This is a genomic window from Paenibacillus glycinis, assembly GCF_009909185.1.
Taxonomy (GTDB): domain Bacteria; phylum Bacillota; class Bacilli; order Paenibacillales; family Paenibacillaceae; genus Paenibacillus_Z; species Paenibacillus_Z glycinis.
Genome location: NZ_JAAAMV010000009.1, coordinates 14,857 through 32,943, shown reverse-complemented (window position 1 = coordinate 32,943; position 18,087 = coordinate 14,857). Strand labels below are relative to the sequence as shown.

16 protein-coding genes are annotated in these 18,087 nt (G+C 58.7%); 5 read left to right on the top strand and 11 right to left on the bottom strand.

The annotated features are described in order from the left end of the window. Window positions 1-6: 6 nt before the first annotated feature. The 6 genes from GT019_RS12725 to GT019_RS12700 all read right to left on the bottom strand — a co-directional run bounded on the left by GT019_RS12725 (window position 7) and on the right by GT019_RS12700 (window position 9,585). A complete protein-coding gene (locus GT019_RS12725) occupies window positions 7-1,614 on the bottom strand; it encodes an extracellular solute-binding protein (RefSeq protein ID WP_235947878.1) in 1,608 nt (535 codons plus the stop codon). 189 nt (window positions 1,615-1,803) lie between these two features. Further along, window positions 1,804-2,664, bottom strand: coding sequence for a carbohydrate ABC transporter permease (locus tag GT019_RS12720; protein WP_161743553.1), 861 nt, complete (start codon window positions 2,662-2,664; stop codon window positions 1,804-1,806). Then, a complete protein-coding gene (locus tag GT019_RS12715) occupies window positions 2,658-3,644 on the bottom strand; it encodes an ABC transporter permease (RefSeq protein WP_407945080.1) in 987 nt (328 codons plus the stop codon). The genes GT019_RS12720 and GT019_RS12715 overlap by 7 nt, the downstream gene beginning before the upstream one ends. A gap of 229 nt (window positions 3,645-3,873) precedes the next feature. Then, window positions 3,874-5,631, bottom strand: a complete 1,758-nt coding sequence (locus tag GT019_RS12710) for a cache domain-containing sensor histidine kinase (RefSeq protein ID WP_161743552.1) — start codon at window positions 5,629-5,631, stop codon at window positions 3,874-3,876. Window positions 5,632-5,635: 4 nt separating this feature from the next. After that, window positions 5,636-7,192 (bottom strand): response regulator, encoded by a 1,557-nt coding sequence (locus GT019_RS12705; protein ID WP_161743551.1) that lies wholly within the window; start codon window positions 7,190-7,192, stop codon window positions 5,636-5,638. A 143-nt stretch (window positions 7,193-7,335) separates the two neighbouring features. Continuing rightward, a complete protein-coding gene (locus tag GT019_RS12700) occupies window positions 7,336-9,585 on the bottom strand; it encodes an FAD-dependent oxidoreductase (protein WP_161743550.1) in 2,250 nt (749 codons plus the stop codon). A 137-nt stretch (window positions 9,586-9,722) separates the two neighbouring features. Between GT019_RS12700 and GT019_RS12695 the strand changes: the two genes are divergently transcribed. Next, window positions 9,723-10,520, top strand: coding sequence for an AraC family transcriptional regulator (locus GT019_RS12695; RefSeq protein ID WP_161743549.1), 798 nt, complete (start codon window positions 9,723-9,725; stop codon window positions 10,518-10,520). Window positions 10,521-10,616: 96 nt separating this feature from the next. Here the strand turns inward: GT019_RS12695 and GT019_RS12690 are convergent, their stop codons facing one another. Next, a complete protein-coding gene (locus GT019_RS12690) occupies window positions 10,617-11,045 on the bottom strand; it encodes a hypothetical protein (RefSeq protein WP_161743548.1) in 429 nt (142 codons plus the stop codon). Window positions 11,046-11,225: 180 nt separating this feature from the next. Here GT019_RS12690 and GT019_RS12685 point away from each other — a divergent pair, with 180 nt between their 5' ends. Beyond that, entirely contained in the window at window positions 11,226-11,600 is a 375-nt protein-coding gene (locus tag GT019_RS12685) for a hypothetical protein (RefSeq protein ID WP_161743547.1), read from the top strand. Between the two features lie 109 nt (window positions 11,601-11,709). Here the strand turns inward: GT019_RS12685 and GT019_RS12680 are convergent, their stop codons facing one another. Then, entirely contained in the window at window positions 11,710-12,957 is a 1,248-nt protein-coding gene (locus GT019_RS12680) for an exo-alpha-sialidase (protein ID WP_161743546.1), read from the bottom strand. Window positions 12,958-13,128: 171 nt separating this feature from the next. Between GT019_RS12680 and GT019_RS12675 the strand changes: the two genes are divergently transcribed. The 3 genes from GT019_RS12675 to GT019_RS12665 all read left to right on the top strand — a co-directional run bounded on the left by GT019_RS12675 (window position 13,129) and on the right by GT019_RS12665 (window position 15,952). Continuing rightward, entirely contained in the window at window positions 13,129-13,509 is a 381-nt protein-coding gene (locus tag GT019_RS12675) for a hypothetical protein (protein ID WP_161743545.1), read from the top strand. A 143-nt stretch (window positions 13,510-13,652) separates the two neighbouring features. Continuing rightward, a complete protein-coding gene (locus tag GT019_RS12670) occupies window positions 13,653-14,879 on the top strand; it encodes a glycosyltransferase family 2 protein (RefSeq protein ID WP_161743544.1) in 1,227 nt (408 codons plus the stop codon). Further along, complete coding sequence (locus GT019_RS12665) at window positions 14,876-15,952, top strand: glycosyltransferase family 4 protein (protein ID WP_161743543.1); 1,077 nt, start codon at window positions 14,876-14,878, stop codon at window positions 15,950-15,952. The genes GT019_RS12670 and GT019_RS12665 overlap by 4 nt, the downstream gene beginning before the upstream one ends. On the opposite strand, the gene GT019_RS12660 is transcribed toward GT019_RS12665, so the two are convergent. From GT019_RS12660 to GT019_RS12650, 3 genes are all read right to left on the bottom strand, one after another. Further along, window positions 15,912-16,724: an oxidoreductase gene (locus tag GT019_RS12660; protein ID WP_161743542.1), complete on the bottom strand. Its 813-nt coding sequence runs from the start codon at window positions 16,722-16,724 to the stop codon at window positions 15,912-15,914. The two genes, GT019_RS12665 and GT019_RS12660, sit on opposite strands and share 41 nt — an antisense overlap. Before the next feature lie 67 nt (window positions 16,725-16,791). Next, window positions 16,792-17,085, bottom strand: coding sequence for an ArsR/SmtB family transcription factor (locus tag GT019_RS12655; protein ID WP_161743844.1), 294 nt, complete (start codon window positions 17,083-17,085; stop codon window positions 16,792-16,794). Window positions 17,086-17,151: 66 nt separating this feature from the next. Continuing rightward, on the bottom strand, window positions 17,152-17,850 hold the full coding sequence (locus GT019_RS12650; protein ID WP_328803954.1) for a GT-D fold domain-containing glycosyltransferase: 699 nt from the start codon (window positions 17,848-17,850) through the stop codon (window positions 17,152-17,154). Between the last annotated feature and the right edge of the window lie 237 nt (window positions 17,851-18,087).

Genomic DNA, 18,087 nt, shown 5'->3' with positions numbered 1-18,087 from the left:
TCCTCCTCATTTGCCGTAACCGAGATCTTCCAGCTGCTTGGTCGACGCGTCCATGTACGTTTTGAAGTTCATGCTCGCTTCCAGCGTTTTGAGGAAGGCGTCGTATCCGGCAATCGGGTTTTTCCCGTAAATGAATTTCACGAATTCTTCTTCGATGAACCGCGTGGCATCCGCGGGATTATAGCCGTCGGGATTGGAGAGAAATCCGTTCAGGATCTGGATTCTCGGCTGGCTGTTGGCAAATTCGATGTACTTCGATTGCGGCGCGAATTTGGTCTGCAGGTAAGCCATCTCCGGGCGGCCGGTAAACTGGTACAGCCAGGTGAAGCCCGCCTCCTTGCCCATCAGGTCCGTCGGCACGACCTTGTCGCCTTCCAGATTGAAGTGCGTGCCCTTAATGCCGAACTGCACGAGCTGCGAGCCGTCCGTGCCGGATACGTAGTTCAGCAGATCGAATACCTTTTGCAGCTTTTCCTTGTCGTTCTCCAGCGCCTTCGGGATCGCGTACATGCCGGAGGTTCCGCCGGCGTCGAACGGACCGTCGTATTGGCCGCCCGGTCCCTTCGGAGGCGCGAGCTGGATCCAATCGGCGTTCGGGTTCACTTTCTTGATCTGCTCGGTGAATTGATCCTTGCTCAGGTTCGGCCAGTCGATCCAGACGATGCCCGCCTGCCCCTTGATCGCCTTCTCCTGATGCTGCAGGCCGGTATTGGCCATGATCTCCGGGTCGACAGCGCCGGTGTCGATCAGCTTCTTGATGAACGCGAGCGCGTCCTTCATCGCCGGATCGTACAAGGAATTGACCAGCTTTCCTTCCTTGACGTAGAACGTGTTCGGATCCCCTACGCCGAACGCGCCGAAGATCGGAGCGAACGTGGAAAATTTGCTGCCGGTCAGCCCGATCGTATCCTTCTTGCCGTTGCCGTCGGGATCCTGCTCGGCGAACGCCTTCGTCACGTTCAGGAACTCGTCGATCGTGGATGGCGGCTGAAGGCCGAGCTTGTCGAGCCAGTCCTTGCGAATCCAATACGTATTGTACGGAATATTCGGCGCTTTCGGAATGGCGTAGACGTCGCCGCCCATCGTCGTCTTCTTCAAGCTTTCGTCGCCGATGAAGCCTTTGACGTCCTGCAGCTTATCCATATAAGGCGTCAGGTCGAGCAGCAGTCCCTGATCCACGAATTGCTTCAGCGCGGCGCGGTCCGGCACTTGGAACAAATCCGGGAAATTGCCGGAGGCCATCCGCACGTTCAACTGGTTCTTGTAATCGTCCCCCGAAGCGTAGACGGTTAGATTCAAGTCCGTCTGAATCGCTTTGTCGATCGCCTGTTTGATGAAGTCCTTGTCCGGCGTCGGCAAATTGTTGCCCGTCTCGATGATGTCGAGCTTGACCGCGCCGGCCGAAGCGCCGGAGCCTTCGGCATCCTTGGCCGGCGCGCCATTGTCCGCGGCGGCGTCAGCCGGCTGGTTGGCGTTGCCCGCGGCGGCGTTGGCCGGCTTGTTGGCGTCCGAAGCTTCCCCGTTCGAGGAATTGCCGGATGAGCAGCCCGCGAGCACGCTGCACGAAAGCATGAAGACGGCGAGCATGACGGATACGATTTTCATTCGTCTCATTGTATGAACCCCTTCCCTTGTAAGGCCGGGCAGCGAAGCGAAGAAGCGGCGGCGCGGGCACTCCTGAGATGCAGCGATGACCGGGAGCCTTCGTCCGCAACCGCGCTGCAGGCTTCGCGAGGCCTTCCATGCGCATGGTATTGTTTCAACCGGTCGCGCCCGTTCCTGCAGTAACGGACGCGCCGAGCTTCAACCTTTGACGGAGCCGAGCAGCATGCCTTTCGTGAAGTGCTTCTGCAAGAACGGATAGACGACGATGATCGGCAGGCTGGCCATGATGACGGAAGCCATTTGCAGCGTTTCGCCCGGCGTCATGTTGTCGACGTTTTCGAGCGGCTGCTGGGTTTGAATCAAGATCTCGCGGACGACGACTTGCAGCGGGAACAGCGTCCGATCGGTCACGTACATGATCGCTTGGAAAAATTCGTTCCAGTGCCCCACAGTGTAGAACAGCCCGATGGTCATCGTGACCGGTATGGAGAGCGGAGCGACGATCTGCAGCAGGATCCGGAACTCCTTGGCTCCGTCGATTCTCGCGGATTCGAACAGCTCCTCGGGCAGCGACTCGTAGAAGCTCTTCATGATAAGCACGTTGAAGCTCCAGACGAGGTTCGGCAAGATCATCGCCCAGATCGTATCGAGCAGCCCGAGCGCCTTGACGACCAGATACGTCGGAATGATGCCGCCGCTGAACAGCAGCGTGAACACCACCATCATCAGGAAAAATTTGCGGCCCGGGAGCTGCTTGCGGCTTAAGGGATACGCCATTAAGGCGGTAACGACCAGATTCAGAATCGTGCCGATCACGGTTACCAGCACGGTCACCTTGAAGGCGCTCGGAATATTCGATTCCGTGAGCAGCTTACGGTACGCGTCGAAGGTGATCGATTTCGGGATCAGAATGAAGCCGCCGTTCTTCAGCACTTCGCTGAAGGGCGTCAGCGAGACGGACAGGACATACAGCAGCGGAAACACCGCGGCCAGTCCGCATCCGAACAGGATGACGAACACGACGGTATTAACGACGCGGTCGTTCGTGCCTTTTACCATATGCCTTCCCCCCAGCGCTTCGCCAGTTTGTTCGACCCCAGCACCAGGATCAGCCCGATCGCGGCCTTGAATAATCCGACCGCCGAGGCCAGGCTGAAGTTCAGCTGCTGCAAGCCGGTGCGGAACACCCACGTGTCGAGAATATCGGCGACGGCATAGACCTGCACGTTGTACATGATGTAGATCTGCTCGAAGCCCGCGTCCAGGATATGGCCCAGGTTCAAGATCAGCAGCATGATGACGACGGTCCGGATGCCGGGCAGCGTCACGTGCCAGATCATCCGCATTCTGCTGGCGCCGTCCACCCGCGCCGCCTCGTACAGCGTCGGATCGATGCCGGCAATGGCCGCCAAATAAATGATCGCGCCCCAGCCGAGATTTTGCCAAATCTCCGAACCGACCAGTATCGACCGAAAATACGACGTCGAGGTCAGGAAGGGGATCGCCGTACCGCCCGCGTCCTCCAGCCATCGGTTCAACAAGCCGGAGCTCTGGGACAGCAGCGCGAGCAGGATGCCGTAGATGATGACCCACGACAGGAAATGCGGCATGTACGTCAACGTTTGGATCAACGAACGGAACCATTTGATCCGGCATTCGTTCAGCAGCAGCGCCATGGCGATCGGCGGAACCATGCCGAAGATCAGCTTGTAGACGCTGATCAGGAACGTGTTGGTCAGCAGCTGCGAGAAATAGGGCGATTCGAAGAACGTCAGGAAATGCTTGTTCCACGGGCTGGCCCACGGACTGGACCAGATCCCTTCCATCAAGTTGTAATTTTTGAACGCGATGATGACGCCGTACATCGGGATGTATTTGAAGACGATGTAATACAGGAGTCCCGGAAGCAGCATCACGTAGAAAGCCTTGTAGCGCCATATGCTTCTGCCGAATGCGGACAGGACGCCCGGTTGCGCCGCGGGATCATGCGCGGAAGGGACTGAAGTCCGCCGGTTCATCGGATTCACCTCGCTTTTCATGTAAACGCATTCAATCGGATGGCGTAAACCAAGTATAGCAAGGGCGGCCAGGCTTCAACTATGCAGCGATGTTGCGAAATGACGTACAAAACCGACAATTTTTCGGGAGGTCGACGCAAACCGATCTTCGATGGATGAAGGCTGCGTTGACCGGAGGTCACCGCAAACCGATCATCGTCGATGGATGAACGAATGAATGCTGCGTTGACCGAAGGTCGACGCAAACCGATCATTCATATTCCACAGGGATCGTGATCTGGACGACCGTCCCTGTCTGGGGAAGGCTCCTGATCCGCAGTCCGTACGCCTCCCCGCAGCGCAGGCGCAGGCGATGGTGGACGTTCGCCATTCCGATGCCGGACGGGGGCTCTCCGCCGCGTTCCGCCGGCGGCTCGTCCAGCGCGCCGCGGAGCTTCGCGCGCTCCATCCCCACGCCGTTGTCGCGAATATAGAACCGCAGCTTTCCGTTGCGGACGGCGCCCCGAACGCGGACGAGTCCGTCCTCGCGGCGGCTCGGCACGATGCCGTGGAAGACGGCGTTCTCCAGGATCGGCTGCAGCGTCAGCTTCAGGATGCGGCAGGACAACGCTTCGGGTTCGATTTCCCGCACGTACGCGAATTTGTCGCCGTACCGGATCTTCTGGATTTGCATATACATGTCCAGCCCTTCCAGTTCTTCCTCCACCGCGATGAATTCCGACGTTTTGTCGAAGCTGAGCGAGAGCACGCCGACCAGCGCCCTGATCGTTTCCTTGACCTCTTCCGTCCGGTGCTGCTTGGCCAAGCTTCCGATGCAGGCGAGCGTATTGTACAGAAAATGCGGCGCGATCTGACTTTGCAGCACCTTCAGCTCGAGCTGCTTTTTCCGCTCTTCCATCTGCTTCGTTTCCTTCAATAGATTGCGAATCCGCTCCATCATGGCGTTGAAGCTTTGGGCGAGCCGCCCGATCTCGTCCTCCCGCTTCACGACGAGGCTTGGGATCACGCCCATGTCATGGACCCGGTCCATCTTGGCCGCGAGCATCCGGATCGATTTGGTCAAGTAGCGGGACATGGCAAACGCCATGAACAGCAGGATCACGAGCCAGATCGCCGCGGCCGTCTTGTACGTATCGAGCAGGCGGGTGACGTTCTGATAGAAATAACGGTCCTTGATCAGCACGAACAGCGTCCAGCCGAGCCGGTTCTGTCCGGATTTGACGACCACGAGCTTGCCCGCCTGGCCGCTCATCTCGCTCGCCGTCACCGGGAGTCCGGCCAACCGGCTGACGAAGGGCTCGGGCAAATCCTCGTGATACGTGCCCGGCTTCTGCGGCAGCATGCCGTTGTCGCGGTCGAACGTGACCACCTTGTCCTTGTCCGACATGATCACGAACGTCTGGTAGGTGCCGGAGGTCAATTCGATGATTTTCCGGTTCAGCTTGTCCAGATCGAGCTCGATGACCGCCACCCCGATCATGCTTCCGTTATCGTCGCTGACCGGGAGCGAGATGGCGACCGTCGCGCCGGAGAGCGGCGATACGTAGGGCTGGCTCACGACGGCCGCCCCGTAGGTCTGCTGCGATTTGTCGTAGATCGCGCTCAGATTGGGGTTGCCCATGATGTCGTAATTGACCTGGGCGCTCGCGTACACGCTGCCGTCCTTGCGGATGAAGTACAGCGTTTTGGCGAACGCGCTGTTGTTCTCGGCGATGAACCGCAGCGACTCGGACAGCTCGCCGCCGTCCTTGTCCAGCAGCGTCTTGGCGTCCGTCGCCAGCAGCAGCAGGACGTTCCGGCCATTGTCCAGGTACGTGTCCAGAAATTGGTTCGTGCGCGCGATCAGGAGCTCGGAGTCCGATACCATCTGGTTCTTGAACAGGTCGGCAGCCTTGTAATAGTTGTTCCACGCGAGAAAGATGAAGAACGCGAACGTCACGATGAATAGAAAGAGAAACTGCCTGGTCGCAAGGCTCCATCTCCGGTACCAACGGTATAGCCGGGTCATCCCGTCATCCCCCTTTGCCGTGTTGATCCGCCGTCCTGAGCTCGGTCGGCGCGGCGCCCGTCCATTCGCGGAAGACGGCGGCGAAATAGCGGTAGCTCGGAATGCCGACCTGCTGCGCGACCTCGTACACCTTGAGCGACGTCTGCAGCAGCAGCGCGGTCGCCTTCTCGACTCGCTTCCCGGTCACGAAGTCGTTGAACGGCACGCCCGTCTCTTCCCGGAACAGCCGGCTCACATAATGCGGGCTCAGTCCCACCTCCCTGGACACGGCGTTCAGCGTGATCGGCTTCTCCAGGTTCGCCTCGATATACGCCTTCGCGTCCGTAATTTCCTTGCGGCACTTCCGAACCCGGTCCGGCGATTCGATCGCATGCGCGAACGCTTCCGCCAATTCATCGAGCGTCAGGGCTTCGGCTACCCTGCTCGACGCTTTGCGCTCCTTCACGCCTTGGACCGCTTGTTCCCGGCGCCAATCCCGCAGCCAATCGGCGACGAACAGCCGCAGCTCTTCCGGCGCGAAGCGCCTGCCGTCCGCCCACGGGACGAATGCTCCCCGTATCGTCTCCGCCAGCTGGTCCCGGTTCCACCGGGCTTTGCGCAGCTTGGCCGACATTTCATCCGCATCGGTCTCGTCCAGCGGGGACGATCCGCCCGAAGGCGCCTCGAACACGCGGCAAGCGCTTTCATAGAAGGCCGCATCCGGCTTCTCGCAAGCCCCGCGGTACCGATCGGCAAACTCCTCGCAACGCCCGATCGGTTCGCCGATAACGCCGTACAGCCTGCAGGCGCCGCTGAGAAAGGAGAGCTTGCGGTCAAGCGCGCGGTACAGCGCTTCGATCAACGTATCCAGCTCGCGTCGCAATGCCGGCGGATCGCCGTACCCGGCGCGGAAGGCCAGCACATAGACACCGTTATCCGCCGGCACCCAGGAGAACGGCTTCAGACGCTCCTGCGAGCTCAGCTCGTCCTCGAGCGCATGATGAACGATCAGCCGTCCTTCCTTTCTCGTCTCCGCATGCAGCGCGGCAAGCCGCAGCGGAAGCGAGGTCCGAAAGGCGGCTTCCAGCCAAGCGGTCAGCTCGCCGTCGTCATGCGGCTGGCGGGACAACGCCAGCAGCCGCTCGGAAGCGAGCCGCCGCCCGCGCTCCGCCGCGCCGAGCCGCAGCGATTTCTCGCGGTGCACGGCCGCTTTCGCGAGGCGCAGCGCCGCTTCGAGATCGCGGTCGTCCATCGCGACCTTCACGAGGTACTCCACCGCGCCGAGCTTGACCGCTTCTTTCGCGTAGGCGAAGTCCGAATGGCAGGTGAGCAGGATCACCTGAACATGCGGCAGCTCCGCCTTCAGGCTTCGGAACAGCTCGAGCCCGTTCATCACCGGCATCGTGATGTCCGTGATCACGATATCCGGCGCCAGGCAGCGGCACAGCCGCAGCGCCTCCTCGCCGTTCTCCGCCTCTCCGATCCATTCGGTCCCATGCTTCTCCCAGGCAAACAGCCGAAGCTCCTGACGGATCGGCAGCTCGTCATCGACCACCAATACGGTCGTTCGATCGTCGTTCATGCGGCACCCCTTCCGAATGCAATCTACTCAAAACCAATATATGTAAAAGCATATATAATTTATAGCAAACGTTTATAAGAAAACAACAATAAGATGGCCTGCAGCTACCGCTGCAAGACCATCTTATTGTTCGCGCCCGCAGACTATTCGTACACCCGGACCTCGACGATCTCCGCGCAAGGGCTTCCGTTGGTCGAGTAGGCCGCGATTCGGATCTTGTCGGCGGACACCGCCTCGCCCAGCGCGTGGACATGCTTGCGCTTGTGATTGTTTTGCCCTTCCGCCACGGCGGTCCATTCGCCGTTCGCGTATGCCTCGACGGCGTAATTGCGCACCAGCTCCGGCAGGACGGCGAACGGCGTGCGGTGGTGATGAAGGTTGATCAGGTCCTCGTTCACGTCGTCATTGAACGTGACGTGGACCGACCGGACGTTCACCTGCTTCGCCCAGCTCAGCTCCAGCCACTCCGGCGCGTCGTCACGCAGCGCGGCGGAAGACCACATGCGCGGGCCCGCGAACGGACGCCCGTAGCCGTCGACGGCTTTCTCCGGCGAGAACGCGCGCGTCGGCGAGAGCAGCCGGAAGCAGAACGGCTTGCGGACGAGCGGCCGCATGCTCCATTGGATGACGGGCTGCGAATGCTGGTGATCTTCGAGGTCCGCGGAGACGGACGGCTCGGGTCCCTTGGCGAATGCCAGCACGCCCGTTTGCGGCCGGTCGGACAGATGCAACGACATCCGCTCGTCGGCTTTGATCACGAGAAAGGCGTTCTGCGGCGCGTCCGGCGTCCAGCTCAGGTCCAGCCTCACCCATTGCTTGACTCCTCTGCCGACCTGCGCCGATGCCGTCGCCTGCAGCGCATGCGGCACGTAATTCTCGCCGCGTCCCGTATTCCATAGCTCGACCGTCAGCGTCGCGGCGTCCTCGGCGTCCACCAGGAGCTCGATGCCGTCGATGTCCGGGTCGGCCGGCAGCAGCAGGCCCATGTCGGATTTGAGCGGCCAGGCTTCCGCCGGCGTCTCCAACGCAAGCCGCGCGAGCGCGCTGGAAGCCTTGACGGTCGCCTGCAGCGCCAGATCGGCCGCATCCTCGTTGTGCAGGCCGATGATCGAGGCGTCCTGCTTCAGCATCGTTTGCTGCAGCTCGCGCAGGTGGCCGCGATGCAGCTCGCGCGGCGTAACGCCCTTCGCCGCGCTCAACGCGGCGCCGGTGCCGGCAGCCTCTCCGATGACCGCGCAGGTCGCCATGACCCGCGTCGTGCCGAACGCGACGTGCGAGGCGCTGATATCGCGGCCGGCCATCAGCAAATTACGAACGTTCACGGAATATAGCGAACGGAACGGGATATGGTAGACGCCGTCCATATGCATATGCTTCGAGCCGCTTTCCGTCGAATACATGCCTTGCGGCGGGTGCAGGTCGATGGACCAGCCTCCGAACGCGACGCGGTCTTCGAATTCGCGCTGCGCCACGATGTCGTTCTGGTTGAGCACGTAATCGCCGAGGAACCGGCGGTACTCCCGCTTGCCGGGAATCGAACCGACCCATTCCAGCGTCATATTGTCGGCCTCGAACTTGCCCGAATTCTTGATGTAGTCCCAGATGCCGTAGATGGCGGCCCACAGCTCGTCGCGAATCCGCTCGTTGTCGTGAACGGTATCGAGCTCGCCGCCCCATTCGATCCACCAATAGGAACAGCCGTTATCGCCGCTGCGGATGACCCGCTTCAGCGGAATCGACGTCTGCGCGATGTCTTTGGCAAAGGAAGGCGGGATGAACTGCACCGGGCGGCCCGCATCCTTCGTATAGAACAGCAGCGTGCTGCCGAGCGTGATATCGTCGGCAACGACCGGCGCCCACTCTTCGTTGTATTCGTCCTTCGACTCGCGGCCGACCCGGTGCTTGGCGCCGGCGAGAAACCCGACCAAGCCGTCGCCCGAGCAATCAAGGAAGACAGCGCTTTCAAACGTGATCCTGCGCTCGGAGCCCATCATCCATCCGGTGACGGAACGGATCGTCCGGTCGTTCTCCCCGCCGTCGGCGTCGACTTCATGCACGTCCGTATTGAGGAACAAGCGAATATTGGGTTCCGCCCGCACCGCCTCCATCACGACCAAATCCCAGATATACGGGTTGCCGTCCGGATTGCGGAATTGGTTCTCGACGAACAGCTCGCCCATGATGCCGGTTTCCCTCGCGTAACGGTGCGTTCCGTGCGCCGTCGCGCCGCACACCCATACCCTGACCTCGCTGCTGGAGTTTCCGCCGAGCACGGGCCGGTTCTGAACGAGCGATACCGTCCTACCCAGCCGGGCCGCGGCGATCGACGCGCATACCCCCGCCAGTCCGCCGCCGACGACCGTAATATCCGACGTTACGATCTCTTGCTTCATCTTCCATGCACTCCTTCGAATATCATGATTGAATATCTATGGTTTCATAGTATAAGATCCCCTTTTCGATTAACATGCATGGAATTGCAATATCGGATATACTTTATTTCAACATGAGTACGGAGGTGGACAGACGGATGAATGCTCAAGATTACGCCAGGTTCGTATCGCATGTCTATTGGGACCGCAAAGAACGATTCGCGCTCGAACGCGACCTCTATCCGCATTGGACGATGTTTGCCGTTCAAGACGGCAGGTTCGTCTATGCGATCGCGGACGACGAAGGCGAAGCGGGCTTCGGCGACTTGGTGATCTGCCCGCCGCATACCTCGTTCCATCGGAGAACGGTCAGTCCCCTTAGCTTCCACTTCCTGCATTTCGGTCTGGACACGGAAGGGCACGAGTCGTTACGGCCCGGCGAGGAACTGCGGTTAACGGGCAAGATCAGCCTCGCGGATACGGAACGCTTGTCCTCCGATCTTCGTTATTTGAAACTGCTGGCGTCCGAACGGGACCGGTCCGCGCAGGCGCATAAGCAGCATTTGCTGAACGACCTGCTGCGGCTGGCGAGCCTGGAGCAAGCCTATCTCAAGGCTCCGGTGCCGGCCGGCATCCCACCGGAGCTGCAGCAGGCGCATCAGTTCATGACGGCTCATGCCTACGCGCCGCTGAGCATGCGGAATCTGGCCGACTCGCTGGCGCTGTCGCCGGTTCAGCTGACCCGGCGCTTCCGCGCGGCGTACGGCTTGACGCCGTCCGAATTCGTGACGGAGCTGCGACTCTCCCGAGCCTGCCGGCTGCTCGAGGAGACGACGCTCAGCATCGACAAAATCGCTTCCCGCTGCGGGTACGAGAACGGCTTTTACTTAAGCCGCGTATTTCGTCATAAGCGCGGCATGACGCCTTCCTTTTATCGGAAGACGCACCGGGTGTAGATTGGTCGACTGCGGTCGGACGCGCCAAAGAGCCGCCGGCATGATTCCCGGAAGCTCCCTGTTACCTCGTGGATGAAAGTATGGCCGATAACGCTATTAATCCGACGTGCCGATAAAGTTGTAGCTTTCCGGACCTACCCGAACCGTGCCGAGCGCCGAGCTTTGAACGAATACCGAGTACGTCTGGGTGATATTCGGCGCATTGAAATCGGAACCGGTGAACGCGATCAGCTGAGGCCCCAACAAGGACAAGTTGAGATTTTCCGAAGCGGAAAAGACGATTACGCCCGCAGGAGTCGCTCCTCTCACGACCGTGACGAGGATATTCGTCGCAATCGGCAGCAAAGGCAATTGGATGGCAACAACCCCCGAGAAGCCTACGCGGGTTAAACCAGGCGCTCCCGCGGTTAAATTCAAGGTTTGCTGCGCGACCAATTGCGGCGTATTAATGACCGTAATCGGTATCGCGATCGAGTTGGCATAGCTGGCGTTTTGCGTCGTTTTGTAATCCAAGAACGTTGTCATATTGATCATCACACTCCTTTCTACTAGCTATGTTATGTAGCATGATAGAGAAGAGCTTGGACCGCTATCCTGTCGAATGCGGCGACGGTGCCGCAAAGCGCACATTTTCGGGGAAATTCTATCATTTCGCTTTTTCCTTCATAGAATGGAGCATGTCTTGCACGAAGGAGGTGTTTCGACATGCCATTTTCAACGGGTACCGTTACCAATACGCGGGCTTTCGGCACGGCGGCTTCCAATATCGTCGTGAGCACGAGAAATCTGGACCTCGTTAATCCGGTAACGGTTATGGTGCAGATCTTTGCTTCGGTGGATTCCAGCTTATTTTACACGGCCTATGTAGCTGCTTACGTCCTACCTGCGGATTCTTACGATGTCAGGGAATTTTTCATTGCCGGCAATGTCGCTTACGAGGTTCAGCTCAACGTGTCTTCCGATCCGCCTAGCACGCTGATGACGGTCGTCGGAATCGACGAATTCGGAAATCTCGTAACCGATCAGCAGTATTCGCAAGAAGAATTGAATTTCATCATCTCGCTCAGTCCGGCTATGTAACGCCGCGAATAGTTTAGAGGAACGGCTCATTACGTTATGAATGAGCCGTTTTCTCGTGTCCGTGTGATAGGTGTCAGCCGGCAAACGCTCATTGTTCGTCGCGCCGGCGTCACGGAATGACGACATCGGAATAGCCCGCGAATATGTTCTGGGTACCCACCGGCTGCGTGGACAGCCAAACGCCGATATAGCCGCCCGGCGGCACGCTCGCGATCGAGATATAATCGCCGATCAGCGGGACGGGAACCATCGAGTTTCCGTTCGGGTTGAACGATTGGTTCGTAATGCGCGTATTCGTGAAGCTCGCCCCGCCGTTGATGGATCTGGCGACGTACACGTCGAGATCGAAGCCGTTGATCTGGTTGCTGTAATAGATGACGTTGACGACGCCCGTGAGCGGATCGACGTCGACGTCCGGGAAGAAGTTCTGCGAGCCCGCCGGCGCGCCCGTAATGCTGACCGGACTCGACCAGATGTTCGTGCTCGGCGAACGTTTCGACATGAATATGTCGGCATAGCCCTGCCGATTGTCCTGCCAGATCGCGTATACCGTATCCGTAAAGGGACCGACGGACCGGTCCACCGAGATCGCGGCAAACGTGAGCACGCGGAAGTTATAGCCGACGACGGGCAGCGGCGAAGGCACGGGCACGACGTTCGAGACGACTGCAGCCGGCGAGAATGTCGTGCCCCCGTCAAAAGACGGACGAACGACGAACTCGAAGATCGGATTGACGGTGACCCAGGCGGCGTAAATCGTGCCGACGAGATCGACCGTAATGTCCGGCCGCTCGACCTGGTTGGATTCGCTCGACAGCAGAATCGGCTGGTCCCACGTCGTGGAACCGTTCCGCAAGCGCTGGAAGAAGGCCGTGGAGTTCCCGCCGTTGGCGACATTGAACTGATGGTTGTAGCTGGCGTACGTATTGCCTAAGTATGGGCTAGATTGCGAGGTGTCGACATAGACGTTCGTCTCGTCGTTGTTGATATACGTGCCGAAACCCGGCGCGACGATGACGGGAGCGCCGAACGTCGCCCCGTTGTCCGTCGACGTGTAAGCGACGGTCGTGCCGGAATCCGCTCCCGGGAACACGTGCGCGGTCACGACGAAGATAGTGGGAAATCCGTAGGAGACGACGGGCGCCTCCGCTCCCGTGAAGCCCGCGGGCAGCGGCAGCAGGCTGTTCGCCCAGCTGAAGCCGCCGTCCAGCGAACGGTACAGGCCGATCAGCGGCACGCCCGTCGTCGTATCGACCGCGACGCAGACCATGATGCCCGGTATGAGCAGATTGACCGCGACGCTCGGCTCGAACTTCGGATTGCCGTTTGGCGTGACTTGGAAGTTGAAATTGGTCATGTTGTCCCTCCGGCCTTTTTCTTCCTATCAGTCTATGAAGCTCGCCTCCGAATGGCCTGTATTTTTGCCAATTGCAAAGGAAAATAGGCGATTGCGAAAGGAGAATCGTCTCGAAACTTTCAGGCGGCCGAGAATAGTATGAGCTATCCCTGATAGAAAAGGAGTGAGGACATGCCTTATACGACGAGTTTAATCACGAATACGCGGGCGATCGGCACGGCCGCATCGAACGTGGTCGTGAACGCCCGCAATATCACCAACGTGCAAGCGCTCGTGCTTGTCGAGGTTTATGTCGTGCCGGCCACGACGCAGGTTCTACAGCTTGCCTATTTGACCGGTTACTTTCTGCCCGGCCAGTCCAGCGATTCGCGCACGTTTTTCATCGGAGGCGATATCGCGTACGAGGTGCAACTCAGCGTCATCGGCCCGCTGACGGAAGTCGTCCTGTCCACGTTCGGATTGGACGAGTTCGGCAATCTTGTCCATGGACAACGCGTGCTTCAGGAGGAAATGACCGTCATTTCGACGCTGTCCGCTTCACCCGAGCCTTAGGGAGCAGCGCGCACGAATAAGCGGGGAGCTGCGTCGCGGGCTCCCTTCTTTTCGTCTGCTTCGCCATGGTTACCCGCACAAGCAATCCGAAACGGCAGTAATAAACTAGTACGAGATGGTAGCAGCGGGAAGGAGCGAAAGTAATGATCGACGTAGGGGTAGTCATGCCTGTCTATAAGCAAAAGCCGGCCTTTCTCGAGGCAGCGTTGAATTCCGTGCGGAGGCAATCGTACCGGAACTTTAAACTCATTATCGTCATCGACGGTGCCCCCGAGATGGAGCCGCTCGTCCGACAATTCCTTGGCGGCGACTGCCGGGCGGAAGTGGTCTCCCTTGCTTTCAATCAAGGCGTCGCCGGAGCGTTGAATACGGGATTCAAGCATCTGCAGCGCTTCTCCGACATCAAGTATTGGACTTGGGTGTCCAGCGATAATATCTACTATCCGAGTTATCTCGAGACGCTGCGCGGCAAGCTCAGCAAAGGTCCGAAGGAGCTTGGCCTCGTGTACAGCTCGTTCCAATGCATCGACGACGACGGGAAACCGATCAACTCCGAGCAACAGCTGGCCGCGCAGAGACAATATCAATCGCAGGCCAAAGACCTCTTGCTGGATTCCTCCATCATCGGCGTCTCGTTCATGTATAAAGCCCGGTATGCCGGCTTGATCGACGGGTACGGCCTTGCGCCGGTGGAAGATTACGATTATTGGCTTCGCCTCACGGAGCATTGCGAGATCAAATACATCCCCGTGGAGCTGATGGATTACCGCGTGGACTCCGCCTTCAGCGTATCGGCGACGCTGCGTTCGCACGAGAAGCATCGGGAATGGCGCTATGCCTACCATTTGGCCAGACACAATGCCAGAATGCGCAGAGGGATGGCGCCGCTGATCACGATTCTGTTCCCGCTCAAGGAGTCGGGCGACGAAGCCGTGCGGCGAATCGAAAATTTATACGAGCAAACGTTCAGCAACTACTTATGCTACGTCCTGGATCTATCGGCGGATATGCGGGTTACGGCGGATTTATCGCGCATTTCCCATCCGGTGACGGATTTCAAATGGTTTCCGAATACGGGCGGAACGACCGCTCTGCTGCATGCCGCCCAAATGGTCCAATCTCCGTACAGTTACGTTCTCGGGCAGCAATCCTTCAAGGACTCGATGGACTTGACCGTCATGTTCAATCAAATGGAGAAGGCGCCGGCCAGCGTGCTGTCGGACTACTATACGGACGACCATAAGCAGGTCAACTACAGATATACCAGCGAGCCGAACCATAAGCCGCGCATCCAAGACGAGCTGTTCCGCAGACAATCGCTCGCCGACTACATGAAAGCGAACTTCATGACGATGAGTGATCCGGAATGAAAGTACTCTTCACGTTTTTCAATCCAAGCGGCGGGATGGAAACCTTGAACCGAATTCGCTGCAAAGCGCTGAATCAGACGAAGGTCGAATGCCATTTGCTCTATACGGTCGACGGCGAGGGACGGCGCAATATCAAAGACATTCCCACCGTCGTCACGAGCGACGAAGCGGCAATCAAGCGGCTGCTCGATCGCGAACGGTACGATGCGATCGTCGTGTGCACCGACGTGAAGCTGTTGATGCTGATGCGGAAGCTGGGCTACAAAGGCCGGCTCATCTTCGAAATCCAGGGCCTTGGCACGATGAGTACGGCGAACGCCGTCCTGAAGGACATATCCGCCCGCGTGCTGGGGGCGGCGGATGCCGTATTGTATCCGTTGACGAGCCATCTCCAGCGGCTGATGGTCGAGCATTTGCCCGGCATTTTCCATTACAGCTTCGACGACCCGCTCGATACGAAGGATTTCGGTTACGCCTATTATCCGCCCAAGCCGTATCCGATCTTCGGTTGGATCGGGAGAATCGAGGAAAATAAAAATTGGCGGGATTACCTGCTGATCGGCGCCAACCTGCTCAGCCTGCATCCGACCGGTTACCTGTGGATATTCGGAGATCCGAGCTTGAGCGAACCGAAGGAGAACGAGCGGTTCAACCAATTGGTGGACGCGCTGCAAATTCGATCTAAGCTTGTCATGCATGCGAACATCCCGCACGAGCAGATGGCGGATTACTTATCGATCATCGGGGATTCGGGAGGGCTTCTCTTATCGACTTCGATTCTGGAGGGCTTCGGTTACGCGGTCGCGGAAGCGATGCTCTGCCGCTGCCCCGTGCTGACGACGGATTCGGACGGCATTCGAAGATTCCTCGTGCACGATCACACGGGGAAGCTCTATCCTCGCACCGATATCGGCAAAGCGGTCGGCGAAGCGCACTCGCTCGTCGCCAACCTGCCGCTGCGCAACCGCATCATCGCGAACGCGGAGAAGCATATCAAGACGCATTTTTCCAGCGACAAATACGCGGCGAACTTTATCGGCATGCTGAACGGCTTGAAGACTGCGAAAGGCTAATACGCAAGAAAAAGATCAGCCGGCGGGTTCGTGAACCGATCCCGCCGGCTGATGCTTTTCTGCGTTTTTTGCTTGGCTCGGTCAGCCTTTCGGCGGATTCGCGTACAGATCCGACTTCACGTCCCGCCCCGCGAACGGCGCGGATCGTCTCTTGGATGAGGCGGATGCGGTTGTCGATCGTTCCACCGTACTCATCCTCGCGAAGGTTCGTATACCCGGTCAAAAATTGATCCAGGAGATACCCGTTCGCCGCATGCAGCTCAACGCCGTCGAATCCCGCCCGCTTGGCGTTCGATGCGGCATTGGCGAAACCCTCGACGATCAGCCGGATATCTGCCGTCGTTAACGCGCGCGGCGTTTTGTATTCCCCGGCGCTGCCGAACAGCGCCATCTTCAAGCCAACGGGCTTCACGGCGGAGGGAGCTGCCGTCTCGTCCGTATATTCGTTCCATTGCGACAAGGCGCCCGCATGCATCAACTGCGCCACGATTTTGCCGCCCTTCGCATGAACGGCAGCCGTGACCGGTTTCCACGCTTGCACCTGCGGCTCGGAAGCCAAACCGGGCTGATTCGCATAGCCTTGACTGTAAGCTTCGTCCTTATAAACTCCTTCAGTAATAAGCAGCCCGTAGCCGCCTTCCGCGAAGCTCGAATAATAACGTGCCATCTTCTCGGTCGCTCTTCCGTCTTGCTCGGCCGATTTGCGCGTCATCGGGGACAGCACGAGACGATTTTTTACAGGCAGCCGGTTCAGTACATACGGTGTCAACACATGTTTTGTCGATGCATGCTGGAAAATAAAAACTGAATTCAAACGGATTGAATCCAGTTCCTACGACTTAGAGCTCGCGCTGAAGATAAGCCGCGACTTGTTGAATCGCCTCTTCGTCTCTTCTGTAGAAGGTCCATTTTCCCAATCGCGTCGCCTGTACGAGACCGGCCCGCTGCAGAACGGACAAATACTGGGATGCCGTCGATTGGGTCATGTTCAATTTGGCGGTAATCTGGGTGACGCATACCCCGATTTCGGACAGATCAGCCCCCTCCTGGGGTACGAAATGCGCCTGCGGATCCTTCAACCACGCCAAGATTTGAAGGCGGGCTTCGTTGGACAGCGCCTTGAATACTTCAATGGGTTCGACGCTTCATAACGTAATTAAATCGACGTTTCTCGATATGTCAACCTGTATTCCGGCCGCTCATCGTTTTTTCATCTTCATGGGGGCTTTGCCGAAATCGATGGCTACCCTGCCGGTTGCCGCGGCGATCTTCGGCGCCAGGATGACCGCGTTCACGCCGCAGGAGATCAGCGCGACGTCGAAGCGTTTCCGCAACTTCTTGGCCCGTCTTACGGTCCGCTTGATCTGCTTGTGATGCGAGAATTTGATGGTCGCGGTTACTCGCAGCCGGTACGGCTTGCGCTCCAGCCGTTTCTTGATCGCGGACGGCTTGCGGTTGATGACGAGGATCCGTTTGCCCTTCAACGTCTTCTTGAAGACCGCCTTCCGCACCGCGATCCGGTTGATGCAGGCATGGCAAGTCAGCTTCGGCCGCAGACGGAAATAGGGGAAGACGAGATTGGTCAGACCTCTTTTCAAATACGCGGGCGCTTTGATCATTCGGTCGTTCAGGGGCAGAATCCCGACGATGGTCGCCCGGCGGATGGAACGGGCCACCTGGTTGCGGAACTTCGTATTCGGGAACGGGATCCCCTTCTTGCCTCTTTTGGCGTCTTTGGCCCACTCTTGACGCATGACGGTGCAGAGAGGCCAGACGGATTTTTGCGCCAAAACGATATTTTCGCCGTCTCCGACCCTGACCAGGGACAGCGGTTTCTTGCGTTTCATGGCACGCTTGATGCGGCGGAAAACCTGCTTGGTCGTTAATTGTTTCGTCACTTGAATACCCTCTTTTCGGCGCGGTTGGGGCCTCGATGGCCGGTCAATCCCAGTATACGTAGGCGTTCGCCAATCCGGATGGGTCATGGTCTATGCGCGGGAAATATCGCTTTTCCTCGCCCGTCCTCTCATGAAGCAAGCGCATGCCCTTAGACGCCGCCGGCTGTTAGGCTGCCCGGCAACTTCCTTTCGCGAGGGCATACAAGCCCAAACCATCTCGCTGCCGCCGCATAGTAA